Origin of the sequence: Luteimicrobium album (assembly GCF_030161555.1) — a bacterium.
GTDB classification, from domain to species: Bacteria; Actinomycetota; Actinomycetes; order Actinomycetales; family Cellulomonadaceae; genus Luteimicrobium; species Luteimicrobium album.
This window is the reverse complement of record NZ_BSUK01000001.1, coordinates 1,516,058-1,542,409: the sequence shown is the minus strand read 5'-3', so window position 1 is coordinate 1,542,409 and position 26,352 is coordinate 1,516,058. Positions and strand designations below refer to the sequence as shown.

The following is a 26,352-nucleotide window of genomic DNA, read 5'->3' as shown; positions in this document are numbered from 1 at the left end:
CCGAGGCCCGTCCGGCAGGAGCCGCCACCGGCGCCCGCTCCGGCCGCGGACGTCCCCGCGCTGCCCGACGGCGCCGGGCTGTTCGTCGTGGTGAACCCCGCCTCGGGCCCCGACGACACCGACCTGGGCGCCGCGATCCGGTCCGCGCTGCCGGAGGCGCAGGTCCACGAGCTCGCCGAGCACGACGACGTCGCGCGCCTCGTCGCGGACGCGGTCCAGGACGGCGCCCGGGCCGTCGGGGTCTCGGGGGTGACGGGACGGTCGGCTCGGTCGCTGCGGCGGCGCGCTCGGGCGACGTGCCGCTCGTCGTCTTCCCCGGCGGGACGCTCAACCACTTCGCCAAGGCCGTGCACCTCGACGGACGGGACGTGGACGACCCGGTCGCGCTCGTCGCGGAGGCCGTCCGATCCGGCACGGGCGTCGTCGTGGACGTCGGCGACCTCGAGGTCCACGTGCCCGGCGACGAGCGCGTGACCCGGACCGTCCTCAACACGTTCGCGGTCGGCGCGTACCCGGACCTCGTGGCGCGGCGCGAACGGCTCGAGTCGCGGCTCGGCAAGTGGGCGGCCGCGGTCGTCGCGGCGGCCCAGACCCTGCCCGGCGCCGAGCCGCTGCCCGTCAAGGGTCCGCTGGGCGAGCGGGCCGTCTGGTCGCTGTTCGCCGGGATCGACCGGTACGCGCCGCGCGGCCCGGCGCCCGTCGAGCGGACCCGCCTCGACGACGGCATCCTCGACGTCCGCGCCGCCCTCGCCGAGCGCCGACCGAGCCGCACCCGCGTCCTCGCACGCACCGTGCTCGACGGCGTCGGGTCGCGCCTCGCGTCCCGGATCCCCCGGACCCGGGCCTGGCTCGCGACCGCCGCCGACGAGGTCGACACCCTCGAGCTCGAGCTTCCCGCCGGGACGGTCGTCGCGCACGACGGCGAGACCCTCACCCTGGGCGAGCCGGCGTCGTCGGGCGAGGGTGCGCCGTCGGACGACGCCCGGGTGCGGGTGCGGCTCGCGCTGCGGCCCGGGGCGCTGCGCGTCTACGCACCCGCGGAACAGCAACCGGACCCGGAGAGTTGAGGCGGACATGACGCTGGAGCTCGGCCTGGACACGTTCGGTGACGTCACCGCCCTTCCCGACGGGACCCCTCGACCGGCAGGACAGGTGATCCGCGACGTCGTCGAGGAGGCCGTCCTCGCCGACCGGGTGGGCCTCGACTTCTTCGGGATCGGGGAGCACCACCGCGCCGACTTCGCGGTCTCCGCGCCCGAGGTCGTGCTCGCCGCGATCGCCGGCCGCACGGAACGGATCCGGCTGGGCTCCGCGGTGACGGTGCTGTCGTCCGACGACCCGGTGCGCGTGTACGAGCGGTTCGCGACCCTCGACGGCGTGTCCGACGGGCGCGCCGAGGTGATCCTGGGCCGCGGGTCGTTCGTCGAGTCGTTCCCGCTGTTCGGGTACGACCTCACCGAGTACGAGGACCTGTTCGAGGAGAAGCTCGAGCTGTTCGACGCGCTGCGCACCGAGAAGGCCGTGTCGTGGGCCGGGTCGAAGCGCGCCTCCCTGAAGAACCAGCACGTCTACCCCAAGACCGAACGAGGTTCGCTGACCACGTGGATCGGCGTCGGCGGGTCGCCCGAGTCCGTCGTGCGGACCGCGCGCTACGGCCTGCCCATGATGCTCGCGATCATCGGCGGCGAACCCGCCCGGTTCCGCCCCTACGTGGACCTCTACTGGCGGGCGCTCGGCGAGTTCGGGTGGTCGGAACAACCCGGCGGCGGGCCGGGACGCGTCGGCGTCCACTCCCCGGGCACGTCGCCGAGACCGACGAGCAGGCCCGGGAGGAGATCTACGAGCACTTCGAGGCGACGAACAACCGGATCGGCGCCGAGCGCGGCTGGCCGCCCTACTCGCGCTCCCGCTTCCGGCACGACGTCGGGCCCGACGGCTCGCTGTACGTCGGGTCGCCCGAGACCGTGGCCCAGAAGATCGCGGCGACCGTCGACCGGCTCGGCGCGACCCGGTTCGACCTCAAGTACTCGACCGGGACGCTGCCCCACGAGACGCTGATGCGGTCGATCGAGCTCTACGGGACGCAGGTCGCCCCGCGGGTCCGGGAGCTCCTGGCCGACGCGAACTGAGGACGGCGGCCGCTACGCGGGGACCAAGGTCCCACCCGTCCGCGACCTTGGGCTCAGGATCGGTCGACCCCAGGGCGAAAGACTCTTCTCAGAAGCCGGGGACACCGAAGAACCGGTCGATGAGAGGAACGATCATGAGCACGCTGGAACGCTCGCACACACTGCCCAGCATGGGCGCGTGGAAGACGCCGCTCGTCGCGGTCGCCAACACCCCGACCCGGGTCGTGCTCGCACTGACCCGCGTGGTCCTCGGGTTCTACTTCCTGTGGGCCTTCCTGGACAAGACCTTCGGACTCCACTTCTCGACCCCGACCGCGAAGGCCTGGATCCGGGGCGGCAGCCCGACCACCGGGTACCTCAAGGGCGTCGCCGGTCCCTTCAAGGGGGTCTTCAACTCGATCGCAGGCAACACGGCGGTCGACTGGCTCTTCATGATCGGCCTCCTCGGCATCGGCGTCGCCCTGATCCTCGGCGTCGGCATGCGGATCGCGGCGGTGTCGAGCCTCGCGATGCTCACGTTCATGTACCTCGCGTCGCTGCCGCTGACCACGAACCCGGTCATCGACGACCACGTGATCGAGGCGCTCGGCATCCTGGTCGTCGTGCTCGTCGGCGCCGGCGACGCGTACGGGCTCGGCACCTGGTGGAAGGGCACGAAGATGGTCCAGCGGTTCCGCTGGCTCGCCTGACCACCCCTGAACGGCGCACGAGGACGGCCCCGCCCTGGGCCGTCCTCGTGTGCGACACTCCGACCGTGGCCGACACCGCACCTTCCGCGCACGCCGAGCCGCTGGGGAGCGACGCGACCCAGCGGCTCGTCGACGCGCTCGTGGCGATCACCAGCCCCCTCGACCTCGACACGATCCTCGCCCGCATCGTCGAGGGCGCCATGACCATGACGGGGGCGCGCTACGGCGCGCTCGGCGTCTACGACGGCACCCGCCTCGAACGCTTCCTCCCCCACGGCCTCACCGAGGACGAGATCGCCCGGATCGACCACTGGCCGCACGGCGAGGGCCTCCTGGGGCTCGTCATGGACGAAGCCCGCCCGGTGCGCGCGGACGACATCGCGCGCGACCCACGGGCGGCGGGGCTCCCCGCCGGACATCCGCCGATGACGACGTTCCTCGGTGTCCCCATCACGGTGCGCGACACGGTCTACGGGAACCTCTACCTCACCGACAAGGCCGGCGGAGCGCCGTTCGGCGCCGAGGACGAGAGCGTCGTCGTCGCGTTCGCGTCCGCCGCCGGGGCCACGATCGAGAACGCGCGGCTCCACCACCGGGCCCGCGAGGCGGCCGTCGCCGACGACCGGGAGCGCATCGCGCGCGACCTGCACGACGTCGTCGTGCAGCGCCTGTTCGCCGCGGGCCTGGGCCTCATGTCGGTCGTCCCTCGCCTGTCCGACGACGTCCGGGCCGTCGTCGAGGCCACCGTCACCGATCTCGACGAGACCATCAGCGAGATCCGCACGACGATCTCGGACCTGAGGAGCAATCCGTCGAAGGACGCGCTCCCCTCGCCGAGCGCGTCGCGGACGTCGCCGCGGCCGCGCGCCGCGTCCTGGGCTTCTCGCCCCGGGTGACCGTGGTCAGCGAACCGGGCACGGAGGTCGCCGTGGAGGTCGCGGACCAGCTCGTCGTGGTGCTCGGCGAGGCGCTCACCAACGTGGGCCGCCACGCCTCGGCCCGCGACGTGGCCGTCGAGCTGCGCGTCGATCGGGACGCCGTCGTGCTCGAAGTGGCGGACGACGGGGTGGGCTTCGAGCGAGGAGGCCACGAGAGCGGGCTGCGCAACCTCGCGAGCCGCGCCGAGCGTCTCGGCGGTCTGCTCACCGTCGAGACCGAGGAGGGAACGGGCACCCGGCTGCGCTGGACGGTCCCCGTGGACGGTCCCGTTCAGCGCTGAGCGCCGCGTCGGGGGTCGTCGGTCCGTGCCGCCCTGCGCTCGGTCGCGAGAACCGCCACCTGGGTGCGCCGCTGGAGCCCCAGCTTCGCGAGGACGTGCGAGACGTGGTTCTTGACCGTCTTCTCGGCCAGGAACAGCCGAGCGCCGATCTCACGGTTCGTGAGCCCCTCCCCGATCAGCGACACGATCTGTCGCTCGTGCGGCGTCAGCGCCCGCAGCGGGTCCTCCTCCTCGTTGCGTCGGCTCGCCTCGCGCAGCCGCTGCATCACCCGTGCGGTGCTCGCCGCATCGAGCAGCGACCCGCCCGCAGCCACAGTCCGGACGGCGCCCACGAGGTCGCTGCCGTGGATCTGCTTGAGCACGTAGCCCGCGGCACCGGCGAGGACCGCGTCGAGCAGCGCCTCGTCGTCCGAGAACGAGGTGAGCATCAGGCACGCGAGGTCCGGCCGCGACGAACGCAGCTCACGGCAGACCTCGACCCCCGAGCCGTCAGGAAGGCGCACGTCGAGCACCGCCACGTCCGGGCGCACGGCCGGGACTCGCGCCAGCGCCGAGGCCGCGGTGCCCGCCTCCCCGACCACGGTGATGTCGGGCTCGGCCTCGAGCAGCGCTGCGACGCCCCGGCGCACGACCTCGTGGTCGTCGAGCAGGAAGACACGGATCGGTTCGGCCACGGTCCAGACGCTACGCGTGCCACGCCCCCGCTCGCGACCACGACGCGGCACCGGACGGGACCAAGGTCCCGCGCCGACAGGACCTCGGCCCGTCGAGGGTGTGACGACAACCCGGGTAGACCGGTAGGAGCGAGCAGCAACAAGGAGGCGCACCATGAACCACGACGACCCGGGCAGCGGCGGCTCCGCGATCCTCGTCGGCGTCGATGGGTCCGCCGCGAGCGGGCGAGCGCTCGACTGGGCGGGCCAGGAGGCCGCGGCCCGCGAGTGCGAGCTCCTCGTCGTCTACTGCGAGTACGCGCCCCTGCTCGAGCAGCCGTTCGTCGCCGGGGACTACGCGGATCCCGACCCCAGCGTCGCGCGGTTCGGGGCTGCGGTGCTCGCCGCCGCGGTACGACGCGTGCACGAGAGGCAACCAGGCGTCCTGGTCCGGACCGAGCTGCGCACCGGGCCCGTGTTCGACACGCTGCTCCGCGCGGCCGCCGAGGAGCTGCCGCAGGTCCAGCTCGTCGTGCTCGGTCGTGAGGGCATCGGTGCCGTCGGCGGCGCGTTCCTCGGCTCGTCCAGCATCCGTGTCGCCGCACACAACACGGTCCCGACGGTCGTCGTCCCCGGGACGCTGCCCTTGACCGGCGACGGCGACGGCCAGCGGTTCGACGCGGCGCCCGCGGGGTCGGTCGTCGTCGGGTTCGACGGCTCGGCCCACGGCAAGGCGGCCGTCGCCTGCGCCCTGGACGAGGCCGCGCTCCGCGACACCGGGCTCACCGTCGTCGTCGCGGGCCGGCACCGTCTCCCCTCGCGGGTCTCGGCGATCCGCGGCCGCGGACCGGGCGAGGCGCAGCCGGGCAGCTGACCTCACGCGACGCCCTGCTGCTTCGTCGCGCCGTCGAGTCCGCGGCCCGGGACCGCGTGCACGCCCGCGAGCACACGGTCCCCCTGCACGTGCGCGTCGTCGACGCCGAACCCGGGCGGGCCCTCGTCGCCACCGCCCGGCAGGCGTCGCTGCTCGTCGTCGGGGCACGCGGCCTGAGCCACGGCGCCGGTGTCCCGCTCGGTCCCGTGAGCCACGCCGTCGTCGGCCGCGCACCGTGCCCCGTCGTCGTAGTACCGCTCCCGCACCCGCAGCCGTCCGAGGCAGGCAGCCCGGCACGCGGGGCGCAGCACTCGAGCGATCAGCCTTCGGACGCCCCGTGCTCGGTGACGAATCGTTCCACCCGGCGATCCGGCACGAGCCACAGCAGTGCGACCGCCGCGTACAGCGCCACGCCGACGTACGGCACCCAGAACGAGGCGATGATGCCCGCCAGGTAGGCGACCGGCGAGAGCTTGCCCTTGCGGTCGGCGCCGATCGCGCTCGCGAGCGGACCGGCCGGTCCCTGCCCGCGGATGAGCGTCCGCTGCAGGAGCCAGTACGCGGCAGCCGCGGCGAGCAGGTCGATGCCGTAGACCCCCGTCGGGACCGGGTCGAAACCGGTGTCGTCCATCCACGACGTCGTGAACGGGAGCAGCGAGAGCCAGAACAGCAGGTGGAGATTTGCCCAAAGAACCGTTCCGTTCACCTTCGACACGAGCTGGAGCAGGTGGTGATGGTTGTTCCAGTAGATCCCCACATAGACAAAGCTCAGCAGGTACGTGAGGAAGGTGGGCACGACCTCGCGCAGGTCGTGCCACGAGGATCCCTCGGGGGTGCGGAGCTCGAGCACCATGATCGTGATGATGATGGCGAGCACGCCGTCGCTGAACGCCTCGAGCCGGGACTTGCCCACGTCCTCAGCCCGCCCTGCGCAACACGTCGCCGCGCTCGAGCTCGTCGCGTCTGACACCCCGGAGGAGGATGCCGGCGGCGTCACCGGCGGTGGCCGTGTCGGTGCGCCTGCGGAACTGCTCGATCCCGTCGATCGCCGTCCGCGCGACGACGGTCCCGCCCCGCACCACCTCGATGGCGTCCCCTCGGTGAGCGGTGCCCTCCGCGACCGTGCCGGTCGCGACGGTGCCGCGCCCGGTGATCGAGAACACGTCCTCGACCGTGAACGAGAACGGGACGGACGTCAGGTCCGCCGTCGACGCGGTGGACGTCAGCGTCACGTCGGACGGCGCCGGCACGGCGGGCACGGCCGCCTCGTGCGCACCGATCATGCCCGGCACGGGTGCGTCGGGGGATGCGGTGAGGAAGGGCTCACGCCTACGCCGGAACAGTCCCATGCGACGAGCCTGCCACACGAGGGCAGGCGGTCCCGTCGCACCGCGCGGGATGCCGAGCCGCAGGCACCCCGGGCTGTGACGGCGCCGGTCCCCGAGAGAGTCTCCCGACACCGTAGGTTGAGCCGGTGACCGAGCTGCTGTTCTCCTACGGGACCCTGCGCCTGCCGACCGTACAGCGAGCGAACTTCGGCCGACTGCTCGACGGCACCAACGACACACTCCCCGGGTTCCGTCTCGGGACGGTCCGGATCACGGACCCGGCCGTCGTCGCACAGTCGGGCTCGGACGAGCACCCCGTCCTCGTACGCACCGACGATCCACGCGACCAGGTCGCGGGGACAGCACTCGAGGTCACGCCGGACGACCTCACCGCTGCGGACGCGTACGAGGTCGACGACTACGTGCGCACCCGGACGACGCTCGCCTCGGGCCGCGAGGCGTGGGTCTACGTGGCGGCCGACGACGCCTGAGCGCCCCCCGCAGTGGACGCGGCGACTGCGGCCGCGGCAGCGGACCGGGCCGGCTCGACGAGCCTCGGGCTGTCGGGACGGGTGTTGTCGACCACGAGCGACGCGCGCCCCCATGGCCCGGCGGCCGCGAAGTAGAGCCGTTGCGCGCCCTCGTAGCGCCCGTGCCGGGGGTCGTCGGGCGCGAGGCCGTCCCGCTCGGACATCCGCCGGGCCGCCTCGGCGAACGGCACGTCCAGGAAGACCGAGAAGTCCCACAGCCCGACGAGCTCGTCGCGGTGCAGGAACGCGCCCTCGACGAGGACGAGCGCGTCGCGCGTCGCACCCGGCGGCTCGCGAGCCGCTGCGGCGAGGGCGCCGAGGTCGTACGCGTCGAGCCAGAACCCCTCCGGGGAGCTCCTCCCCCGGGCGTGACGCACGGACGGCGGGTTGAAGAAGTCGTCCGCGTGCAGGACGACGACGGGCCGACCGGTGACGCGCTCGGTCAGGCTCGACGCGAAGCGGGTCTTGCCGCTGGCCCCGATGCCGTCGACGGCGACCCGCGCCGACGTGTCCTGCGGGATGGCGCGCGTCAGCCGCTCGACAACCGCATCGAGGTCATCACTCACCTGTTCCTCCCTCGGTCTACGAGCTCGTGGGGGTGTCGAGGACGATCACTCGTCGCCCCCGAGCTCATGCCCGGAGAAGTCCGGTGTCCGGGGAGCGTCGTGCTGCCGCACGTCGAAGAGACTCGGATCATCCCCCGCGAGCCCGCCGAGCTGTTCGACGAGCCACGTACCGAGCTTGCGTTCCGCGGGGCTCGGCACCGAGACGGCCTCGGTGAGGATCTCCCGGACCTCGGCCTCCATCGAGCGCCCGTGCGCCGCGGCCCGGACCCGGATCTTCTGCTTCACGTCGTCGTCGAGACCTCGGACCGTGATGGTCGACATGTGGCCATCTCGCTCATGTCAGCATTGACAGCAACGCTAGCAAGTGGCGCGGCGGCGAATGAGGTTGCCACGAGTTGAGAGAATGGAAGCCCGTGAGCACCGAACCCCGCACCCCGACGCCCGACCCCGGGCAGCGCCGTCGAGCGCGCCTTGACGCCGGCGGCGACGCGCACGCGGACGTCGCGCGCCCCGAGGTTGGCCGGCGGTCGGGCGGTCGGTCGAGGCGCGGCAACCGCCGCCGCGGCAACGGGCCCCGCAGCGACCGGCCCACGACGCCCCGCGTGAGCACCGCCCACCTGGAGCGCATGCGCGCGAGGCGCGACGCCGTCGTCGTGCCGCCCATCACGTACCCCGAGCAGCTCCCGGTGAGCGCGCACCGCGACGAGATCGCGGAGGCTATCCGGGACCACCAGGTCGTGATCGTCGCGGGCGAGACGGGCTCCGGGAAGACGACGCAGCTTCCCAAGATCCTCCTCGACCTGGGGCGCGGGCGGGCAGGCCAGATCGCGCACACGCAGCCGCGTCGTCTGGCGGCCCGGAGCGTCGCGGAGCGCATCGCGGAAGAGATCGGGACGCCGCTCGGCGAGATCGTCGGCTACCAGGTCCGGTTCACGGACGAGTCGTCAGACGGGACGCTCGTCAAGGTCATGACCGACGGCATCCTGCTGGCCGCGATCCAGCGGGACCCGCAGCTCCTCGCGTACGACACGATCGTCGTCGACGAGGCGCACGAGCGGTCCCTCAACATCGACTTCCTGCTCGGGTACCTGTCGCGCCTGCTGCCGCAGCGGCCGGACCTCAAGCTCGTCATCACGTCCGCGACGATCGACTCCGAGCGGTTCGCGAGGCACTTCGGGTCCGACGGCGCCCCCGCGCCCGTCATCGAGGTGTCGGGCCGCACGTACCCCGTCGAGCTCCGGTACCGGCCTCTCACGGGCGACGCGACCGCGGACGGAAGGAAGCGCGAGGACCGCGACCTCGTCACGGGCATCGTGGACGCCGTCGACGAGCTCATCGCCCACGACCGCACCCGCCACGACCCGGGCCCCGGCGACATCCTGGTGTTCCTGTCGGGCGAGCGGGAGATCCGCGACGCCGCCGACGCCCTCACCGGCCACTTCGGGGACCGCACGCACGATGCCCGCCAGCCGGGCTACGTCGAGATCCTGCCGCTGTTCGCGCGCCTGTCCGCGGCCGAGCAGCACCGCGTCTTCGCGTCGCACCCCGGGCGGCGCATCGTCCTCGCGACGAACGTCGCCGAGACGTCGCTGACCGTCCCCGGCATCCGGTACGTCGTCGACCCGGGCACGGCCCGCATCTCGCGGTACTCGCGGGCGTCGAAGGTGCAGCGCCTGCCCATCGAGCCGATCAGCCAAGCCAGCGCCAACCAGCGCTCGGGCCGGTGCGGCCGCGTGTCCGACGGCGTCGCGATCCGCCTCTACTCCGAGGACGACTTCGACGCGCGCCCGCCCTTCACCGAGCCCGAGATCCTCCGCACGTCCCTGGCGTCCGTGATCCTCCAGATGATCTCCGTCGGCGTGGTCTCCGCGCCCGACGACGTCGCCCGGTTCCCGTTCGTCGACCAGCCCGACACGCGCGCCATCCGCGACGGCGTGCAGCTCCTCACCGAGCTGGGCGCCCTCGAGGAGGCCGACGGCGCGACCCGCCTGACCGACGTCGGGCAGCAGCTCGCGCAGCTCCCCATGGACCCGCGCCTGGCCCGGATGATCGTCGAGGAGCGCGCCGCGGCGTCGCCCGCGAGGTCACGATCATCGCCGCGGCCCTCTCCATCCAGGACCCCCGCGAACGCCCCACGGAGGAGCGTCCCCAGGCCGACCAGCTCCACGCGCGCTTCCAGGACCCCACGTCCGACTTCCTCACGTACCTCAACGTCTGGTCGTACGCGCGCGAGCTCCAGCACGACCTCTCGGGCAGCCAGTTCCGCCGACGCGTCCGCTCGGAGTACCTGAACTTCCTGCGAATCCGCGAGTGGCAGGACCTCGTCACCCAGCTCCGCGACACCTCCAAGCCCCTGGGCATCCGCTGGGGCGACCCAGCCCGAGCCCACGGCGCGTCACCCTCGGCGACCACGCGCGTGAACGCGGACGCGAAGGCGAGCGGAACGCCCGAGGCGGCGGGGCGGGCGGGGGCTGCGCCCGACGATGCGAAGGCCGTGGTGGGACTGGCGGGAGCCGAGCGAGGAACGAGCGAGGCGGATGGTAGGCCGAGCACGTCGGGGGCAGCCCCCGCCCGCCCCGCCGCCGGAAGCACCCCGTCGACCTCGAGCTCCGACCCCTACAAGCGCGCCTGGGACGGCGACACCATTCACAAGGCGCTCCTCGCCGGCCTCCTCTCGCAGGTGGGGATGCAGCAGACGGCGGAGATCAAGGCGTCGGCCCGCACGGGCCGGGACGCCGCCCAGCTCAAGCGCATGGCCCGCCAGGCCCGCAACGAGTACCTGGGCGCGCGGGGGATCCGGTTCGCGATCTTCCCGGGTTCGCCGCTGAACAAGAAGCCGCCGGCGTTCGTCATGGCGGGCGAGCTCGTGGAGACGAGCCGCCTGTGGGCCCGCGACGTGGCACGCATCCAGCCCGACTGGGCGGAGGAGGTCGGCGCGCACCTCGTGAAGCGCACGTACTCGGAGCCGTCGTGGTCGTCGAAGCGGGGTGCGGCGACGGTCCGGGAGAAGGTGCTGCTGTTCGGGGTGCCGACCGTCGCGGACCGCCAGGTCCTGTACTCGCGCGTCGACCGGGAGGCGGCGCGGGAGATGTTCGTCCGGCACGCGCTCGTCGAAGGCCAGTGGACGACGCACCACCGCTTCTGGGCGGAGAACCAGCGCATCCTCGAGGAAGCCGAGGAGCTCGCCGCCCGCTCCCGACAGCGGGGCCTCGTCGTCGACGACGACGTCCTGTTCGACTTCTACGACGCGCGCATCCCCGACGACGTCGTGTCCGCGCGGCACTTCGACCAGTGGTGGAAGGGAGCCCGACGCCGCGACCCCGACCTCCTGACGTTCACGCTCGACCTCCTCGTCCCCACCGCCGACGAGATCGACACCTCTCTCTTCCCCGAGCGCTGGCCGCAGGGCGAGCTCGAGCTCCCCCTCACCTACCAGTTCTCCCCCGGCACCGACGCCGACGGCGTCACCGTCCACCTCCCCATCTCCGTCCTCAACCGCGTCGTGCCGGACGGGTTCGACTGGATGGTCCCCGGTCTCCTCGACGAGCTCACCGTCGCCACCATCCGCGCCCTCCCCAAGCCGGTGCGCGTCCAGCTCGTCCCCGCGCCCGACGTCGGCCGCGACGTCGCCGCCTGGCTGCGCGCCAACAGGCCCGAGTGGGACGACATGGCGCGCGCCGGGGACATGGCCGAACCCTTCCGCGTCGCGTTCACGCGCGCCGTCCGCGACCTGCGCGACGTCGACATCCCCGACGACGCGTGGGTCGGCGTCCCCGAACGGCTGCCCGCGCACCTGCGCGTCACCTACCGCGTGCTGTCCGAGCCGGAGCGGGGGTGGCGACGGTCCTCGGCGAGGGGAAGGACCTGCTGGGGCTGCAGCGTCGTCTCGCGTCGCGGGCGGAGGCCGCTGTGCGGACTGCGGTGCGGGCGGCGTTGGAGGCTGCGGTTGCGGAGTCTTCCGCGGCTGGGGCGGGCGAGCCGGGGGCGACGGAGGGGGCGCTTCAGGCGGGGCTTCGGTGCTCGTCAGGGAAGTTGCCGTCGTCTCCGGCTGGCCCTCTGACCTCGGGGGCTCGAAGGAGGCGCGCTGCCCCCTGTGGTGGAGACGCGGGTCGGAGCCGGGACCGTCGTCCGGGGGTACCCCGCGCTCGTCGAGGAGCAGGACGCCAAGGGTGGGCCTGTCGTCGCGCTGCGGGTGCTCGGGGACGCTTCGAGCCAGGCCGTGGAGCACGCGCGCGGGGTGAGGCGGCTGCTGCTCCAGGAGGTCGGGCTGGCCGGCGCCCGGATCACCAGCCGGTGGACCGGGACGCAGGCGCTCACGCTGGCCGCGAGCCCGTACCGGACCACGGACGCGCTCGTGGCGGACGTGCAGCTCGCCGCGGTGAACGCGCTCGTGCCCGACGCCGCCGACGTGCGGGACGCCGCCGCCTACGCGAAGGTGCGCGACCGCCTGCGGGACGAGCTCGAGGACGAGGTGTTCCGCGTCGTCGGGCACGTCGTGGCCGTGCTCACCGCGTCGCGGAACCTGGACGGCGAGATCCGGGCCGCCACGTCGATGGCACTGCTGAACACCCTGACCGACCTGCGGGACCAGGTGGCCGGGCTCGTCCACGACGGGTTCGTGTCGCAGACCCCGCCGCGGCGCCTGCCGCACCTCGTCCGGTACGTGCGGGCGGCGTCCTACCGGCTCGAGAAGGCCCAGAGCAACCCCCACCGGGACGCCGAGCTCGCGTGGCGCGTCCACGACGTCCAGCAGGCCTACGAGCGCGCGCTCGCCGCGTACGCGGCCGGACGACCCGACCCCGCGCGCGCGGCCGAGCTCGCGGAGGTGCGCTGGCTGATCGAGGAGCTGCGGGTGTCGCTGTTCGCGCAGCAGCTCGGCACCGACGGGCCTGTCAGCGAGAAGCGGATCCGCAAGTCCCTCGAGCCCGGCGGCTGGTGAGTCGCCCACCTCGGCCTCTTGCGGAGCACCCTCGATCCCGCCCCCAGGAGCAACCCACCCGTACCAGCGCCGCCGTCGCCGCGACACCGTCCGGACGTTCGTCTGGCTGGGCATGGTGCTCGCGATCTCGTTCCCCGAGGTCCCGCTCACGATCGACGCCACCGTCGCCCTCGTCATGGCGATCGTCGTCCTCGCGGCGCAGCTCGCGCTCGTCCGGCCGCGCCCGAACAGGCGGTCCGACGCCGTCCTCGCCGGGTACGAGGGGCCGCGGTCGCACGCGCACCTCTGGTACGTCGGGACGGAGAGCGTCAAGGTCGTCGCGCTCCTCGTCGGCGGGATCCTCGCGCTGGCCGGCTGAGTCGCGTCCCGGGGTGACGCCCGGGTCGGTTCGGGGGCCTCCCCCATGGTCCGGGGCGGGGACGCGCGCCTACCGTCGAACCATGAGCACCACAGCCGCCACCACCCCGAAGCTGTCACGGCCCCGCAGCGGCCGCATGATCGCCGGCGTGTGCGCCGGCCTCGCCCGGCGGTTCGGGCTGAGCACCACCCTCGTCCGGTGGATCGCCGTGGCGTCGGTGCTGCTGCCCGGGCCGCAGGTGCTGATCTACCTGATCCTGTGGATCCTCATCCCGAACGACCCGGAGTAGCGGCCAGCAGTCCCCGCTGGTGGGCGACGGACACCGCTTCGGCGCGCGTCGCAGCGCCGAGCTTCGCGAGCACGTTCGAGACGTGCACGCTCACGGTCTTGCCCGAGATGAACAGCCGCTCGCCGATCTGCCGGTTCGACAGGCCCTGCGCGACGAGCATCATGACCTCGGACTCGCGCTCGGTGAGCGTGTCCGACGACGCCGGCCGGACGCCGCCGACGTCCAGGCGCGCGCGCCGGGCGAGGGCGCGGCAGGCGTCGGCCAGCGGGCGGGCGCCCATGGCGTCGGCCTCGGCGAGCGCCTCGGCGAGCCGGGTCCCTGCCCCCGCGCGGTCGCCCGCGGCGACGAGGGCCTCGGCCCACCGCCACCGGGACCGCGCGACCTCGTAGCGGTACCCGAAGTCGAACTCGCGTGCGGCGGCCTCCCAGAGCGCGGGGGCGTTCTCGCCGACCCCGCCCGCGGCCTGCAGCCGCGCGTGCTCGGCGTGGACGCGGGCGAGCCAGCCACGGCCCTCGGGTCCGAGGACCCCGCCGCGAGGCCGGCCGCGCTCGGCGGTGCGGACCGCGGCGTCGAGGAACTCGTCCCCGTGCGCGACGAGCGCCGCGACGTCCTGCCCGACGAGCGCGTCCCGCTCCGCCTGGTCCGCGAGCGCCGACAGCGCGAGCGCGGAAAGCCAGATCCGGCCGAGGAACGAGTCGGACCACTCGCGCCCCAGGAAGACGATGACCTCTTCGGCGAGCGCGACGGCTTCCTCGTCGTCGCCCCGCCAGACGAGGGCGTCGACGGTGCACCCGCCCGCGACGAGGGCGATCTGGCCGTCCGTCGTCCAGGCGGGCCGGAGCGCACGGCCGCGTTCGACGGCATCCGCGTCGCCGCGCGCGGCTGCCGGGTAGAGCTGGAGCGCCTGGTACCCCGCGGCCCAGCTCTCGGGGACGGGGCCGGGGTCGGCCGGCGAGAGGTCGCCGAGCAGGTAGGCGCCGAGCAGGACGAACATGTGGATCGTCATGCCGTAGACGCTCCAGGTCATGCCGGTGTCCTGGGCGTAGCGCGACGCCTCGTCCGCGAGGCGGGCGGCCTCGTCGAGGTCCCCCGCGTAGTACCGGTTCGCGACCAGGTTGGACATGCAGCGGAGCTCGGTCTCGAGGTCGCCGGCGGCGTGCGCGCGCTCCTTGGCCTCGATGAGGAGCTCCGCGGAACGTTCCGCGTCGTCGACCTCGAGCACGGCGAGGGTGCCGAGCGCGTCCGCCTCGACGTCGGGCGCGTCGACCGCCTGCGCCTCGGCGACGGCGCGGACGGCGTCCTGGCGGGCGACGTCGTCGAGGTCGAGGTTGAGCGCGGCGCGCGCGTGCATCGCGAGGGTCCAGGCGCGGTCGCGCGAGGGCGGGTCGACGGGCAGGATCTCGAGCGCCGACGCGGTGCGGTCGAGCATCTCGTCGAGCTCGTCGGCAGCGAGCAGGTAGCCGGCGAGGACGTGCTGGAGCGAGGCATGGTGGAGCGGGTCGCCGACGTGCGCGTCGACGACGGCGCGCGCGAGGTGGACGGCCCGCTCGGGGGCGCCCGACCAGGAGGCGGCGGAGGCAGCCGCGAGCGCGACGTCGTCGTGCGACTCGCCGAGGAGCTCCGCGGCGTCGGGGACGGCGTCCCACAGCGCGAGCACCTGCTCGAGGTGGCGCCGCTTCTCCGCGGGCGCGAGGACGCGGGCGGCCTGGCGGGCCGCGTCGCGGCTCGCGACGAGCGTCGTCGGGAGGTCGTGGGCGCGGAACGCGTGGAACGCGCGGACGGCCGCCGAGCCGAGGTCGGGGTCGGCGAGGAGCGCGTCGAGGTAGGCACGGTGGACGGCGGCCTGGTCGCCCGGCAGCAGGTCCCCGTACACGGCCTCGGCGAGGAGGGCGTGGCGGAACACGATGCGGTCACCCTCGGGATGCAGCACCTGCTGCGCGACGGCCTCCCGCAGCGCGGCGTCGGTCTCGGCGCCGCCGGTCGGGCCGCCGTCGAGCACGGGGCCTGCGGCGACGGCGCGCAGCAGCGGCTCGGACACCTGCCGCCCGGCCGCCGACGCGACGCGCACGAGCCGTTGCACGTCGGGCGCGAGGCGTTCGAGCCGGGCGTGGAGCACGTCGGCGAGCGTCCAGGGCAGCTCGCCGGGCCGGACCCCCGACTCGACGAGCTCCTCCGCGAAGTAGGCGTTGCCCTCGGAGCGCCGGCTCACCGACTCGAGGGCGGCGGCGTCGAGCGGGCTCCCGGCGATCGCCGTCGTGAACTCGCGCAGCTCGTCGCGCGTGAAGGGCTCGAGCTCGATCCGTTCGACGCGCGGGTGCCGGCCCAGCTCGGCGAGCACGGGGCGCAGGGGGTGGCGGCGGTGCAGGTCGTCGGCACGGTAGGAGGCGACGACCAGGAGGTTCTCGTCGCGCAGCCGGGCGACGAGGTAGCGCAGGACGTCGAGCGTCGAGGCGTCCGCCCAGTGGATGTCCTCGATCACGAGCACGAGCGGCGACGACGGCGCCCCGGCACCTCCGAGCACGGCGGCCAGCCCGTCGAGGAGCTGCAGGCGGCCGGCGGGCTCGGAGGTGGGGGTCGCTCCCGGGTCGGCGTCGAGGAGGCGCGCCAACGCGGGACGCTGGGCGGCGACGTCGTCGACGATCGAGCAGCGTCGCCGCAGGTCGGTGAGGGCCTCGACGAAAGGCAGGAACGGCAGCCCGACCGATCCGAGGTCCACGCAGTGGCTCACGACGACGGCCGCACCCGCCTGCTGGGCGAGCTCGGCGGCACGGGTCAGGAGCCGGGTCTTGCCGATGCCGGCGTCACCACCGACCAGGACGAGCGCCGGCTCACCCTCGGCGGCGCGGCGGACCGCGTCGGTGAGGAGCTCGAGCTCGGCTGACCGCGCGACGAAGGGCGCGGACGCAGGTGCGGCCATGTCCCCCAGTGTGTCAGCGGCCGCCCACGTGAGCGCCACCGTTTCAGGCGGCGCGGTGGTTCAGGTGCAGACGGCGGCCGAGCCGGTGCCAGCGCGTGTCCGGCTGACCGGCGTGCGGACGGTAGGACGCGCGTGCCTGCTCGCGCAGGTACTCGACCTGGGCGTCGACCGCGGGTCCGAGCTGTTCCAACATGATTCCCCCTCGAGAGTCGTGGCGACGGGGTGCCGCCGTGACTCCGACTCTGCGGGTAAGGCGGGGTCGCGCAGATCGGACGGTCGCCCAGTCCTGGGCGCTGAGGTGCCTCAGATGCGCGGTGCGCGTCGTCCGGTCGGGCATGGTTCCGAAACGCGACGGGTCGCGAGTGCGATGGTTGAGGTGCCGCCGTCCCACGCACGGTAGGTCCGAGAGGGGAGTCGCGCATGACCAGAGCCGTCGTGACAGGTCTTGGCGCCGTGACACCGGTGGGTACGACCGCCGAGGCGACGTGGGCCGCACTCGTGGCCGGCCGCGGGGGGTCGAAGCGCTCGACGACGACCTCGTCGGCGAGCTCCCCGTCCGGATCGGGGCGCCGGTCGACGACGCGTTCGCGGCCGGCCTGCCGGTGCGCGAGCTGCGTCGCACCGACCGGGCCGAGCAGCTCGCGCTCGTCTCCGGGCGGGCGGCGTGGGAGCACGCGGGAGTGCCCGACGTCGACCCCACGCGCCTGGCTGTCGCCGTCGGCTCGGCGAACGCCGGGATCGCCAGCACGATCGCGCAGTCCCGCATCCTCGACGAGGAGGGCGTCCGGCACGTTTCGCCGCACACCGTGACCATGCTGATGGCGAACGGACCGGCGGCCTGGCTGTCGATCGTGCTCGGCGCCAAGGCGGGGGCGCACACACCGATCAGCGCGTGCGCCGCGGGGGTGGAGGCGATCGCCATGGGACGGGACATGATCCGCGCCGGGCGGGCCGACGTCGTCGTCTGCGGGGGCGTCGAGGCCGCCCTGCTGCCGTTCTCGCTGGCGGCGTTCGGGCAGTCGCGCGCACTTTCGACCCGTAACGACGAGCCCGGGCGTGCTTCACGCCCCTTCGACGTGGACCGCGACGGGTTCGTGATGGGTGAGGGTGCGGCCCTGCTCGTGCTGGAGTCCGAGGAGCACGCCGCGGCCCGCGGCGCCGTGACCTACGGCGAGGTGAGCGGTACGGCTGTGACGTCGGACGCGTTCGACATCGTCGGTGGCGATCCGGAGAACCAGGCGCGCACCATCACGCTCGCCCTGCGCGACGCCGGGCTCACGCCTGGCGACATCGGGTTCGTGCACGCGCACGCGACGTCCACACCGCGCGGAGACCGGAACGAGGCGTGGGCGCTCCGGTCCGCGCTGACCGACCCCCGCCCGTCACGTCGACGAAGGGGGCGACGGGTCACCTGCTCGGAGCCTCCGGCTCGCTCGGAGTTCTGGTCGCGCTGCTCGCGCTGCGCGACGGGACAGTCCCGCCGACGCTGAACCTGGACGTCCAGGATCCGGAGATCGAGCTGGACGTCGTCGCTGGCGCGGCACGTGCGACATCAGCGCGGCACGCTCTCGTGAACGCGTTCGGTTTCGGGGGCACAGTGCCAGCGTGATCGTGTCGGCCAGAGGATGCCGATACCCGGGGTAGCATGTATCACGAGCCCGCGTCGGAGCGGGCCTTCCCATGCAGCGGACGACGAGGTACAACGCATGACCGCACCGGCCACCACTCCCGCGGACCGACCCGCCACCCACCTCGACCTGAGCGACTCCCGCCTGCGGATCGCGCGCTCGGTCACCGCCCTGTACGACGCGCGGGTGCGCGACCACGCGGGCGAGCTCGCCTACCGCTCGCCCGACGGGCAGGGTGGGTGGATCGACCACACCTGGCGCGACGTCGACGCGCGGGTCCGCCCACTGACGGCGGCGTTCGTCGAGCACGGCATCGTCCGCGGCGACCGGATCGCCCTCATGGCGGGCACGAGCTACGACTGGATCGTCGTCGACCAGGCCATCCAGCAGGCCGGCGCCGCCACCACCTCGATCTACCCCATCGCGACCCCCGACGTCCTCGAGTGGATCCTGTCCGACTCCGGATCGCGGATCGTCGTCGTCGACAACACCGAGCTGCTCGAGCAGGTGCGCGCGGTCCGCGCGAAGACGCCCGCGCTCGAGCTCGTCGTCGTCGTGGACGCGACCGGCGCCACGCTGGGCGACGGCGAGCGCTCGCTCGACGACCTCACGGAGTCCGGCCGCGCCTACGACGCCGCCCACCCCACCGCCGCCGACGACGCCCACGCCGAGCTCGGCCCCGACGACCTCGCGACGCTCATCTACACGTCGGGCACCACGGGCCTCCCGAAGGGCGTGCGTCTCACCCACTACAACTGGACCGGGGAGGCCGCGGGCATCGACGCCCTCGGCATCCTCTCCGACCAGCACACCCAGATGCTGTGGCTCCCGCTCGCGCACGTGTTCGCGAAGACGTTCGTCGTGGCGCAGCTCCTCATCGGCTACCCGACGGCGGTCGACGGCTCGATCCCGAACCTCGTCGGGAACCTCGCGACCGCGCGGCCCGTGTTCATGGCGGCCGCCCCGCGCATCTTCGAGAAGGTCCACGCCGGCATCACCGCCCAGGTCGAGGCCAAGGGTGGGATCACGCTCGCGCTGTTCCGCTGGGCCGTGCGCGTCGGCGAGCAGAAGGTCCGGGCCCAGCAGTCCGGCGAGACCGCGTCCTGGTGGGTGCGCGCGCAGGCCGCGCTCGGCTCGGCGCTCGTGTTCTCGAAGGTCCGCAAGCGGTTCGGCGGTCAGCTCCAGTACTTCATCTCCGGCTCGGCGCCGCTGTCGCGCGAGATCCTCGAGTTCTTCGAGGCGACCGGCATGCCGATCCTCGAGGGCTACGGCCTCACCGAGACGTCCGCGGCGATCACCGTGAACCTCCCCGGCGAGTCGCGCTTCGGGACCGTCGGCCCTGTGCTCCCCGGCCACCAGATCAAGCTCGCGTCCGACGGCGAGATCCTGGCCCGCGGCCCCGCCGTCACCCCGGGGTACTTCAACAACCCCGACGCGACGGCCGAGGCCATCGAGGACGGCTGGTTCCACACCGGCGACATCGGCGAGATCGTCGAGGACCGGTACCTCAAGATCGTCGACCGCAAGAAGGACCTCTTCAAGACGTCGAACGGCAAGTACGTCGCGCCGGGACTCGTCGAGGTGTCGCTGTCGTCGAACAGCACGATCATCGGGCAGGCCGTCGTCGTCGGGGCGGGACGTTCGTACTGCGTGGCGCTCGTCAGCATCGACTCCGAGGGCCTCGTCGGCTGGGCGAAGACGCACGGGCTGAGCGGCTCGTACGAGGAGCTCATCGCCTCGCCGCAGGTCCAGGCCGAGGTGCAGGCCGCCGTCGACCGGACCAACGCCGGGTTCGCGCGCTGGGAGCAGATCAAGAAGTTCGCGATCCTCCCCCGCGAGATCACCGTCGAGTCCAACGAGCTCACGCCGTCGCTCAAGCTGCGCCGCAAGCCCGTGATCGAGAAGAACGCCGACCTGATCGAGTCGCTCTACTCCTGACCCGCCCGCACCGGTCTCGTCGCGAGGTCCGGCCACGGTCGGTCACCCAGATCGGCCGATCGAGCCAGGACGACGCCGCGCAGGACGTCCCGGTCCAGCCCGAGCTCGAGGCCCCGGTAGCGGAGGGTGTCGAGGTCGACGACGCGACCGTCGATCCGACACGTGTCGCGCCCGAAGCCACGGCCCGCAAGGTCCGTGAAGACGGCCTCGGCGTCCGCCTCGGGCGCCGGCAACCCCAGCTCGCGAACCTCGTCGCTGGCGAGGATCTTCTGGACGGACGCGATGTGGAGCAGCCCCACGGCCTCCCGGCCGAAGCTCCGACTGCGCGCACCCGTCACGGGGTCGACCAGGATCCCGAGCAGGAGCATCCGAGGTCGAACACCACGAGCTGGTGCAGGCCGGGCGCACGCTCGGGCGCGACGCCGACGGGCAGGTAAGACGCGGCCACGATCCGATCTAGCACGCGCTGAGGGTGCTCGCCGCGCGACGCGACCACCACGCACAGATGCACCCGCGCGACCGTCGTGCACAGGGCACGTCCCGTCCGGGCGCGACGTCGGCGGCCTGCGGCACGCTGGGGTCATGACCGACGCGAGTCTCGACCTGACCCCCTCCCGTCCCGCGCGCTGCTTCGGCAACGGCGACCCCCTCTACGAGAGCTACCACGACACCGAGTGGGGCGTGCCGGTGCACGGGGAGCGCGAGCTGCTCGAACGGCTCGCGCTCGAGGGCTTCCAGTCGGGGCTGTCCTGGCTGACGGTGCTGCGCAAGCGTGAGGCGTTCCGGTCCGCGTTCGCGGGCTTCGACGCCGAGACGGTCGCCGCCTACGGGCCCGACGACGTCGAGCGCCTGCTGCAGGACGCTTCCATCATCCGGAACAGGCAGAAGATCGAGGCCACGCTCACCAACGCGCGCGCCCTCGTCGCGCTTCACGACGCCGGCGGCTCGCTCGACGAGCTCGTGTGGTCGTTCGCGCCCGAGCCGCGAGCGGAGCGTCCGACGGGCTGGGCCGACGTCCCGGCCAAGACGCCCGAGTCGCTGGCGCTGTCGAAGGCGCTCAAGAAGGCGGGGTTCGTGTTCGTCGGACCGATCACCGCGTACGCGACGATGCAGGCCTGCGGCCTCGTCGACGACCATCTCGCCACGTGCCCCGTCGTGCTGGCGCGCGGTTCCGACGACCTGAAGGCCGTCGGCGCCACGTCCTGACGCAGACCGGACAGGACGCGTACTTCACCCACACCGAGAGAAACGGGTGAAGTGTAGCGGATGGATTTGTACGCGCCGCTTGCGTACCGGTAGCGTGCCGTGGACCGTCCCCTCCTGCGCGCGCACCGTCGCCCGCGTCCAGGCACCGATCGAAGGAGCACTTCCTTGAGCACGCGTCCCCTCGGCCCTGCCCACCAGGGCCGCACGTTGATCGGCCGGACAGCGGCAGCCCTCGCCCTCGCGGGTGCGGGCGTGCTCGCCGCGACCGGTGGCGCGAACGCCGCCGAGACCTGCACGACTCCGGGCATCGGGCAGGGCACTCCCGGAGAGGTCGCCGGCACCGACAACACGGTCAACGTCTACGCGGCCGGGGACTTCACGGTCAGAGGTGCTGCCGAGGCTGAGGGCGTCGTGGTGGTCGGCGGGGACTTCAGCACCGACACGCACTACAACGTCGGGGTGGCCGGCGGGGGATCGCTCGTGGCACCGACGGCAGGGTCGGTGATGCTCCGCGTGGGCGGCGACGTCGAAGGTCACGGCACGATCGACGTCGGTTCCGGACTGGGCGGCGACGCGATCGTAGGAAGGTCCGTCGCCTCTGGGGTCTCCTTCGAGCTCAACGGTGGGAAGCTGACCGCGAATGCCACGACCGAGACCGCGCTCGGCGACGACGCGAATCTCACGACGAGACTGCAGTCCGAGTCCGGACGGCTCGCCGCCCTGCGGGCGACGGGCACCGTGACGACCGACGAGTGGACCACCACGCTCGTCGGCGACGGGACCTCGGCCCAGCAGGTGTTCGACGTGGACGGGGCGACGCTGCACGGGAACGGGCACGGCATCACGGTGGCGTTCGACAAGATCCCCAAGTCTTCGACGGTCGTCGTCAACGTCCACGGTGCAGACATCGACACCGACGTCCTCGACATGCGTGAGACGGGCGGCCAGGCATTTGCCCAGGGGGCCGACAACGCGGGGCTCGGGTCGTACGCGTCGCGGACGGTGTGGAACATCCTGACCGACAAGTCGCCCAAGATCTCCGGCACCGCGCAATGGGTCGGCTCGGTCCTCGTCCCGACGGCAGGTGGAACCACCACGGTCGACGTGCCAGGCGTCAACGGCCGCACCTGGGTCGCCGGCGACCTCGACCACACGTACGGCGGCGGAGAGTTCCACAACTACCCGTTCACAGGCTCGGAGGTGCTGACCTGCACCACCGACACCACGCCGACGGACGACAAGACGCCCACCGACGACGAGACACCGTCGGACGAGGAGTCCCCGTCCGACGAGACGACCGACACCCCGAGCGACGACTCCACCGAGACGCCGACCGACGACACCACGGACACGCCGAGCGACGACCGGTCCACCCCGCCGACCACCGACGAGGACACATCGTCGACCACGCCCGCCGACGTGGCGTCGCCCTCCCCGACCGGCACGACCGTCGTCCTCGCGGCCGGTGGCACCGCCACGCCGACCCCGACGACCACGGCGCAGGGCGAGGGCGTGCTCGCCCACACCGGTGCGAACGCGGTCCCCTTCGCCGTCGCGGCCGCGGTGCTGGTCGCCGCCGGCGCGACGCTGCTGGTGCTGCGCCGCCGCCGGACGGCCTGACCGCACCACTCACCGAGCTGCGCGCTCCGTCCCCTCCTTCGGGGTGCGCCGCGGGTCCTCCGGGACGCGCACGCGGGCCCGGTCGCCTTCCACGGGGCGACCGGGCCCGCACCCGTTGCCGGGCCCGACGACGCGGCCGGCCCACGGAGTCAGACGTCGGCGCGCGCGACGGCGACCCCGCCCAACCGGAGCTCGACGCTCGTGACGTCCTGCTTCGCGAGCGACGTCGAGGCGTGCAGGCCCGTCGCCCCGGTACCAATCGCCTCCCACGTCCCCACGGTCGTCGCGCGGCCCGAGCCGTCGAGCAGCACCAGCGCGTACGTCGCGGCCGACGGCGCGCCCGTCGCGTACGGGCCGCCCGCCGTCGGCGTCGCCGCGTCCGGGTAGTGGCACGACCACGACACCCGGGTGCCCCACGCCACGGCGTCCATGCTGAGCTGTGCGGTCACGCCCGACCCGCCGACCGGGGCGAGCGACAGCGTGGTCGCCGCGGCGCTCACGGACGTGCCGCCGTCGGACGACACTGCCGACGACACCGCCCACCCGGCCCCACCGCCGACCACCAGCAGCCCCGCCGCCACCGCGGCCGCGGTCCAGCGCCGGCGCACCTGCCCACGGCGCAGCCGAGCGGCCACGGCGTCCAGGTCGACGACGTCCGCGGACGTGTCCGCCGGAGCGCCGCCCGGCACCTCGTCCGACGGCACCAGGGCGAGCAGCGCGGGCATCCCGGCGAGGTCGGCGACGGCGTCCCGGCACCGGTCGCAGGTGGCGACGTGCCGCTCGTAGGCCCGGCGGTCCTCCGGGTCGAGCGCCCCCAGCACGTACGCGGCGTCCCAGTCGGCGACGCGCTCGTGCTCCGCGGCGACGTCGTCGGGCGTGCGGGCGTCGGTCATGACGTCACCCCCTCTCCTGGAGCGCGAGCCGCAGAGCCCGCAGGCCGTAGTGCAGCCGGGACTTGACCGTCCCGGCGGGGATGCCGTTCTCGGCGGCGAGCTCGGCCACGCTGCGTCCGCCGTAGTACGCCCCGACGACGACGGCACGATGCTCGGGCGAGAGCGTCGCCAGGGCGTCGCCGACCAGCCACGCGTCGAGGACGGACTGGGTGTCGTCGCGTGCAGTCGGGGCACGGTCGAGACGATCGAGCACACCGGGCTCGCCGACGACGGCCTCCCGCCGGTGCCGCGCGCTCCGGCGGTCGTCCACCACGAGGTGCCGGGCGACGGTGAAGAGCCACGCGCGCACCTGGTCGTCACCGCGCGCGAGCACGTCGGGGTGCCGCCAGGCCCGGACGAGCGTCTCCTGGACGACGTCCTGCGCGAGCCCTTCGTCCCCCGTGAGCCGGAGCGCGAACCGGTACAGCGCACCGGCGTGCGCGTCGTGGAGGGCCCGGAGCCGCGTGTCGGGGGACGCGGTCACGACACCCTCACGAGGTGCAGGTCGAGCTCGATCGCGCCGTGGTCGTCGACGGTCACGAAGGGCAGCCGGGGGCGTCGACCCCATAGTCGGCCCAGGTCACCGGGAGGCTCGCGACGATCTCCGCGCCCGCCTCGCCCGTGGCCGACTGGGCGGGCACCGTCACGTCCCGCGTCACGCCGTGCACCGTCAGTCGTCCGGGCAGGCTCACCGTGCCCGACGACGCCGGGACGGGCTGCGCGAGGGTGAAGGTCGCCGTCGGGAACTTCGACGTCTCGAGAGCGGTCGAACGGAAGTAGGAGTCCCGCGGGGGCTCGTCGGTGCGGATCGACGCGACCTGCACCGTCACCGTCGCGGACGTGACCCGTCCGCCCGACACGGTGACCGTGCCCGCGACCTCGTCGGTGCGCCCGGTCACGGTCGCGTCGTGGCCCTGGAGCACCTCGTGGACCCGGTAGCCCGCGAACGACCCCGAACCCACGGTCCATCGGCCGTCGGCGAGCGGTCCCGCGGCACCCACCGACGCGCTCCCCGTGCTCAGGGTCGGCACCGGGTCGGCGTGCCGGTTCACCAGCCCCGCGTACACCGCGGGCCCCACGAACGCCGCGACGACGAGCACCACGACCACCCCGGCGCCCCAGAGCACGAGCGCGCGTCGTCGGTGCCGACGCCGGCGCGGGGCCTCAGGTGCCATGGCCGTCCCATCCGTCCAGTCTCGCGCCGGCCCGGTCGGGCCGACACCCCCACGACGAGACGGGGCCCCGGATGGTTCAGCGGGTGCGGCTCACCGGACGGTGCCCAGCAGCGCCTGGCGGAGCTCTGCCCCGTCGTGCCCCCGGACGACGGGGACCCGGTCCGCCGTCGACGGCGTCGCCGTCCGGTCCCCGCCGGACGGCCCGACACGTCGGTCCCGTGCGGGCCGTGCACCGTGCCGTGCCACCAGGCGTCCGTGCCGCGCGGCGGCGGGAGCGGGACGGGCAGGCCGTGGGACAGCACCTGCTGCGCGGGCGTCAGCTGGCGGATCGCCACGGCCGCCACGTGGTCGGGACGCTCGCGTGCGACCCGTTCGTAGATCACGGGGTCGTGCTGACCGTCGTCCCCGACGAGGAGCCAGCGGATCCCCGGCAGCTCGTCGAACAGCCGCTCGAGCTGTCCGTGCTTGTGCGCCGCGCCGCTGCGGAACCAGCCGGTGTTCGTCGGGCCCCAGTCGGTGAGCAGCAGCGGTCCCGGCGGGAAGCCGTGCACGTCCAGGAAGCGGCGCAGCGTGCCCGCCGTGTTCCACGCGCCCGTCGAGAGGTAGACGAAGGGCGCGTCGGGATAGCGGGCGCGCAGCCCCGCGTAGAGCTCGGCCATGCCGGGCACCGCCCGTCGCGCCCGGGGGTGCAGGACGAACGTGTTCCAGAACGCGATGAGCGGGCGGGGCAGACGGGTGTCGACGACGGTGTCGTCGATGTCGCTGACCACGCCGAACGTCGTGTCCTTCCCGACGACGAGCAGCGGGCACGACGCGACGCGCCCGTCCTCGGTGGTCACCGACGCGGCGTGCCAGCCGGCGGCGAGCGGCGCGGGCAGCTCCAGACGGGCGTCGATGTAACCGGCACGGTCCGCGACCAGGACGGCGTGCGCCCCGCCGACGGCGACCCGCAGCACCTCGCCCGGCGCGGGGACGGACAGGTAGCTGCGCCAGCCGCGACGGTCGTGGGCAGGGGTGGGATGGGGGTCGGGCGGTGCGAGGACCGCGCGCGCCAGGACGCGCACCCACGTCTCGCAGCCGTAGCCCGTGTAGGCCTCGACGTGCCGGGTCCATCCCTTACGGCGACAGAGCCGGCCCCCGAGCACGTCGAAGAAGCGGTCCTCGACGCGGGCCGCGATGTGCGGACGCGTCGACGTGGGCGCGTTGACGGGTTCGGGCTGGGTCACCAACGGCTCCTCGGGGGCGTCCTCGGGGTGTCGCCTCCACCTTCGCACACGCACGGGCCCGCCGAGGCGGACGACCTGGCAGAACGTGGTTCACGTATACGTGCCCGGGAATCTGACACGCGCCTCAGGCTCACGA

Annotated in this window: 25 protein-coding genes and 5 pseudogenes; 18 read left to right on the top strand and 12 right to left on the bottom strand. The window is 73.6% G+C overall.

Annotated features, from left to right (window positions below; translation table 11 throughout):
• Positions 1-296: 296 nt before the first annotated feature.
• The 6 genes and pseudogenes from QQK45_RS23090 to QQK45_RS07870 form a co-directional block, all read left to right on the top strand.
• Positions 297-365 (top strand): annotated as a pseudogene (locus tag QQK45_RS23090) (hypothetical protein); the annotation flags it as partial.
• Between the two features lie 60 nt (positions 366-425).
• A complete protein-coding gene (locus tag QQK45_RS07890; protein ID WP_284292784.1) occupies positions 426-1,067 on the top strand; it encodes a diacylglycerol kinase family protein in 642 nt (213 codons plus the stop codon).
• Positions 1,068-1,074: 7 nt separating this feature from the next.
• A pseudogene (locus QQK45_RS07885) lies at positions 1,075-2,129 on the top strand (LLM class flavin-dependent oxidoreductase).
• 134 nt (positions 2,130-2,263) lie between these two features.
• Positions 2,264-2,818 carry a hypothetical protein gene (locus tag QQK45_RS07880; RefSeq protein ID WP_284292782.1) on the top strand — a complete coding sequence of 185 codons (555 nt, stop codon included), beginning with the start codon at positions 2,264-2,266 and terminating at the stop codon, positions 2,816-2,818.
• Positions 2,819-2,883: 65 nt separating this feature from the next.
• Positions 2,884-3,714: a GAF domain-containing protein gene (locus tag QQK45_RS07875; RefSeq protein WP_284292780.1), complete on the top strand. Its 831-nt coding sequence runs from the start codon at positions 2,884-2,886 to the stop codon at positions 3,712-3,714.
• Positions 3,715-3,746: 32 nt separating this feature from the next.
• Entirely contained in the window at positions 3,747-4,037 is a 291-nt protein-coding gene (locus QQK45_RS07870; RefSeq protein WP_284292779.1) for a sensor histidine kinase, read from the top strand.
• Here the strand turns inward: QQK45_RS07870 and QQK45_RS07865 are convergent.
• On the bottom strand, positions 4,028-4,711 hold the full coding sequence (locus QQK45_RS07865) for a response regulator (RefSeq protein ID WP_284292778.1): 684 nt from the start codon (positions 4,709-4,711) through the stop codon (positions 4,028-4,030). The genes QQK45_RS07870 and QQK45_RS07865 overlap by 10 nt on opposite strands.
• Before the next feature lie 154 nt (positions 4,712-4,865).
• Between QQK45_RS07865 and QQK45_RS07860 the strand changes: the two genes are divergently transcribed.
• The gene (locus QQK45_RS07860) at positions 4,866-5,564 is read left to right on the top strand and encodes a universal stress protein (protein WP_284292777.1); all 699 of its coding nucleotides are present in this window, start codon (positions 4,866-4,868) and stop codon (positions 5,562-5,564) included.
• Positions 5,561-5,761: pseudogene (locus tag QQK45_RS23085) on the top strand (universal stress protein); the annotation flags it as partial. The gene QQK45_RS07860 and the pseudogene QQK45_RS23085, both read left to right, overlap by 4 nt.
• A 122-nt stretch (positions 5,762-5,883) precedes the next feature.
• On the opposite strand, the gene QQK45_RS07850 reads toward QQK45_RS23085, so the two are convergent.
• Both QQK45_RS07850 and QQK45_RS07845 read right to left on the bottom strand, forming a co-directional pair.
• A complete protein-coding gene (locus QQK45_RS07850) occupies positions 5,884-6,477 on the bottom strand; it encodes a TMEM175 family protein (protein ID WP_284292775.1) in 594 nt (197 codons plus the stop codon).
• Between the two features lie 4 nt (positions 6,478-6,481).
• Positions 6,482-6,913: an EF-Tu/IF-2/RF-3 family GTPase gene (locus tag QQK45_RS07845; protein WP_284292774.1), complete on the bottom strand. Its 432-nt coding sequence runs from the start codon at positions 6,911-6,913 to the stop codon at positions 6,482-6,484.
• A gap of 125 nt (positions 6,914-7,038) precedes the next feature.
• Here QQK45_RS07845 and QQK45_RS07840 point away from each other — a divergent pair, with 125 nt between their 5' ends.
• Entirely contained in the window at positions 7,039-7,383 is a 345-nt protein-coding gene (locus QQK45_RS07840; protein ID WP_284292773.1) for a gamma-glutamylcyclotransferase family protein, read from the top strand.
• Here the strand turns inward: QQK45_RS07840 and QQK45_RS07835 are convergent.
• Together QQK45_RS07835 and QQK45_RS07830 are read right to left on the bottom strand one after the other, a co-directional pair.
• Positions 7,359-7,988, bottom strand: coding sequence for a nucleoside/nucleotide kinase family protein (locus tag QQK45_RS07835; protein ID WP_284292772.1), 630 nt, complete (start codon positions 7,986-7,988; stop codon positions 7,359-7,361). The genes QQK45_RS07840 and QQK45_RS07835 overlap by 25 nt on opposite strands.
• A gap of 45 nt (positions 7,989-8,033) precedes the next feature.
• Complete coding sequence (locus tag QQK45_RS07830; RefSeq protein ID WP_284292771.1) at positions 8,034-8,309, bottom strand: FitA-like ribbon-helix-helix domain-containing protein; 276 nt, start codon at positions 8,307-8,309, stop codon at positions 8,034-8,036.
• 305 nt (positions 8,310-8,614) lie between these two features.
• Between QQK45_RS07830 and hrpA the strand changes: the two are divergent.
• The 5 genes and pseudogenes from hrpA to QQK45_RS07805 all read left to right on the top strand — a co-directional run.
• A pseudogene (gene hrpA, locus QQK45_RS07825) lies at positions 8,615-10,875 on the top strand (ATP-dependent RNA helicase HrpA); the annotation flags it as partial.
• A complete protein-coding gene (locus QQK45_RS07820; RefSeq protein ID WP_431310325.1) occupies positions 10,855-12,048 on the top strand; it encodes a DUF3418 domain-containing protein in 1,194 nt (397 codons plus the stop codon). The pseudogene hrpA and the gene QQK45_RS07820, both read left to right, overlap by 21 nt.
• A gap of 33 nt (positions 12,049-12,081) precedes the next feature.
• Entirely contained in the window at positions 12,082-12,927 is an 846-nt protein-coding gene (locus tag QQK45_RS07815) for a DUF3418 domain-containing protein (RefSeq protein WP_284292770.1), read from the top strand.
• A gap of 112 nt (positions 12,928-13,039) precedes the next feature.
• Positions 13,040-13,285, top strand: coding sequence for a hypothetical protein (locus tag QQK45_RS07810; RefSeq protein ID WP_284292769.1), 246 nt, complete (start codon positions 13,040-13,042; stop codon positions 13,283-13,285).
• Between the two features lie 82 nt (positions 13,286-13,367).
• The gene (locus QQK45_RS07805; protein ID WP_284292768.1) at positions 13,368-13,574 is read left to right on the top strand and encodes a PspC domain-containing protein; all 207 of its coding nucleotides are present in this window, start codon (positions 13,368-13,370) and stop codon (positions 13,572-13,574) included.
• Here the strand turns inward: QQK45_RS07805 and QQK45_RS07800 are convergent.
• Together QQK45_RS07800 and QQK45_RS07795 are read right to left on the bottom strand one after the other, a co-directional pair.
• The gene (locus QQK45_RS07800) at positions 13,552-16,491 is read right to left on the bottom strand and encodes a helix-turn-helix transcriptional regulator (protein WP_284292767.1); all 2,940 of its coding nucleotides are present in this window, start codon (positions 16,489-16,491) and stop codon (positions 13,552-13,554) included. The genes QQK45_RS07805 and QQK45_RS07800 overlap by 23 nt on opposite strands.
• A gap of 43 nt (positions 16,492-16,534) precedes the next feature.
• Positions 16,535-16,684, bottom strand: coding sequence for a hypothetical protein (locus QQK45_RS07795; RefSeq protein WP_284292766.1), 150 nt, complete (start codon positions 16,682-16,684; stop codon positions 16,535-16,537).
• On the opposite strand from QQK45_RS07795, the pseudogene QQK45_RS07790 reads away from it, so the two are divergent.
• Together QQK45_RS07790 and QQK45_RS07785 are read left to right on the top strand one after the other, a co-directional pair.
• A pseudogene (locus tag QQK45_RS07790) lies at positions 16,683-18,100 on the top strand (beta-ketoacyl-[acyl-carrier-protein] synthase family protein). The gene QQK45_RS07795 and the pseudogene QQK45_RS07790 overlap by 2 nt on opposite strands.
• Positions 18,101-18,197: 97 nt before the next feature.
• A complete protein-coding gene (locus tag QQK45_RS07785; protein WP_284292765.1) occupies positions 18,198-20,057 on the top strand; it encodes an AMP-dependent synthetase/ligase in 1,860 nt (619 codons plus the stop codon).
• On the opposite strand, the gene QQK45_RS07780 is transcribed toward QQK45_RS07785, so the two are convergent.
• A complete protein-coding gene (locus QQK45_RS07780; RefSeq protein WP_284292764.1) occupies positions 20,048-20,425 on the bottom strand; it encodes a hypothetical protein in 378 nt (125 codons plus the stop codon). The two genes, QQK45_RS07785 and QQK45_RS07780, sit on opposite strands and share 10 nt — an antisense overlap.
• Before the next feature lie 214 nt (positions 20,426-20,639).
• Between QQK45_RS07780 and QQK45_RS07775 the strand changes: the two genes are divergently transcribed.
• Together QQK45_RS07775 and QQK45_RS07770 are read left to right on the top strand one after the other, a co-directional pair.
• Entirely contained in the window at positions 20,640-21,263 is a 624-nt protein-coding gene (locus tag QQK45_RS07775) for a DNA-3-methyladenine glycosylase I (protein WP_284292763.1), read from the top strand.
• A gap of 165 nt (positions 21,264-21,428) precedes the next feature.
• Positions 21,429-22,883 carry a choice-of-anchor A family protein gene (locus QQK45_RS07770; RefSeq protein ID WP_284292762.1) on the top strand — a complete coding sequence of 485 codons (1,455 nt, stop codon included), beginning with the start codon at positions 21,429-21,431 and terminating at the stop codon, positions 22,881-22,883.
• 149 nt (positions 22,884-23,032) lie between these two features.
• Here the strand turns inward: QQK45_RS07770 and QQK45_RS07765 are convergent, their stop codons facing one another.
• Genes QQK45_RS07765 through QQK45_RS07750 form a run of 4 tightly spaced genes read right to left on the bottom strand, consistent with a single transcriptional unit; the run spans position 23,033 to position 26,216 of the window.
• A complete protein-coding gene (locus QQK45_RS07765; protein ID WP_284292761.1) occupies positions 23,033-23,776 on the bottom strand; it encodes an anti-sigma factor family protein in 744 nt (247 codons plus the stop codon).
• Between the two features lie 4 nt (positions 23,777-23,780).
• Positions 23,781-24,299 carry a sigma-70 family RNA polymerase sigma factor gene (locus QQK45_RS07760; RefSeq protein WP_284292760.1) on the bottom strand — a complete coding sequence of 173 codons (519 nt, stop codon included), beginning with the start codon at positions 24,297-24,299 and terminating at the stop codon, positions 23,781-23,783.
• A 52-nt stretch (positions 24,300-24,351) separates the two neighbouring features.
• Positions 24,352-24,942, bottom strand: a complete 591-nt coding sequence (locus QQK45_RS07755) for a YceI family protein (RefSeq protein WP_348525175.1) — start codon at positions 24,940-24,942, stop codon at positions 24,352-24,354.
• A complete protein-coding gene (locus QQK45_RS07750; protein ID WP_284292759.1) occupies positions 24,864-26,216 on the bottom strand; it encodes an App1 family protein phosphatidate phosphatase in 1,353 nt (450 codons plus the stop codon). The genes QQK45_RS07755 and QQK45_RS07750 overlap by 79 nt, the downstream gene beginning before the upstream one ends.
• Positions 26,217-26,352 lie beyond the last annotated feature (136 nt).

Bases quoted from the DNA above. Each gene is read 5' to 3' on its own strand.
- QQK45_RS07880 (WP_284292782.1), top strand. From the start codon at position 2,264: ATGAGCACGCTGGAACGCTCGCACACACTGCCCAGCATGGGCGCGTGG.
- QQK45_RS07860 (WP_284292777.1), top strand. From the start codon at position 4,866: ATGAACCACGACGACCCGGGCAGCGGCGGCTCCGCGATCCTCGTCGGC.
- QQK45_RS07845 (WP_284292774.1), bottom strand. From the start codon at position 6,913: ATGGGACTGTTCCGGCGTAGGCGTGAGCCCTTCCTCACCGCATCCCCC.
- QQK45_RS07830 (WP_284292771.1), bottom strand. From the start codon at position 8,309: ATGTCGACCATCACGGTCCGAGGTCTCGACGACGACGTGAAGCAGAAG.
- QQK45_RS07810 (WP_284292769.1), top strand. From the start codon at position 13,040: ATGGTGCTCGCGATCTCGTTCCCCGAGGTCCCGCTCACGATCGACGCC.
- QQK45_RS07805 (WP_284292768.1), top strand. From the start codon at position 13,368: ATGAGCACCACAGCCGCCACCACCCCGAAGCTGTCACGGCCCCGCAGC.
- QQK45_RS07800 (WP_284292767.1), bottom strand. From the start codon at position 16,491: ATGGCCGCACCTGCGTCCGCGCCCTTCGTCGCGCGGTCAGCCGAGCTC.
- QQK45_RS07795 (WP_284292766.1), bottom strand. From the start codon at position 16,684: ATGTTGGAACAGCTCGGACCCGCGGTCGACGCCCAGGTCGAGTACCTG.
- QQK45_RS07785 (WP_284292765.1), top strand. From the start codon at position 18,198: ATGACCGCACCGGCCACCACTCCCGCGGACCGACCCGCCACCCACCTC.
- QQK45_RS07780 (WP_284292764.1), bottom strand. From the start codon at position 20,425: ATGCTCCTGCTCGGGATCCTGGTCGACCCCGTGACGGGTGCGCGCAGT.
- QQK45_RS07775 (WP_284292763.1), top strand. From the start codon at position 20,640: ATGACCGACGCGAGTCTCGACCTGACCCCCTCCCGTCCCGCGCGCTGC.
- QQK45_RS07765 (WP_284292761.1), bottom strand. From the start codon at position 23,776: ATGACCGACGCCCGCACGCCCGACGACGTCGCCGCGGAGCACGAGCGC.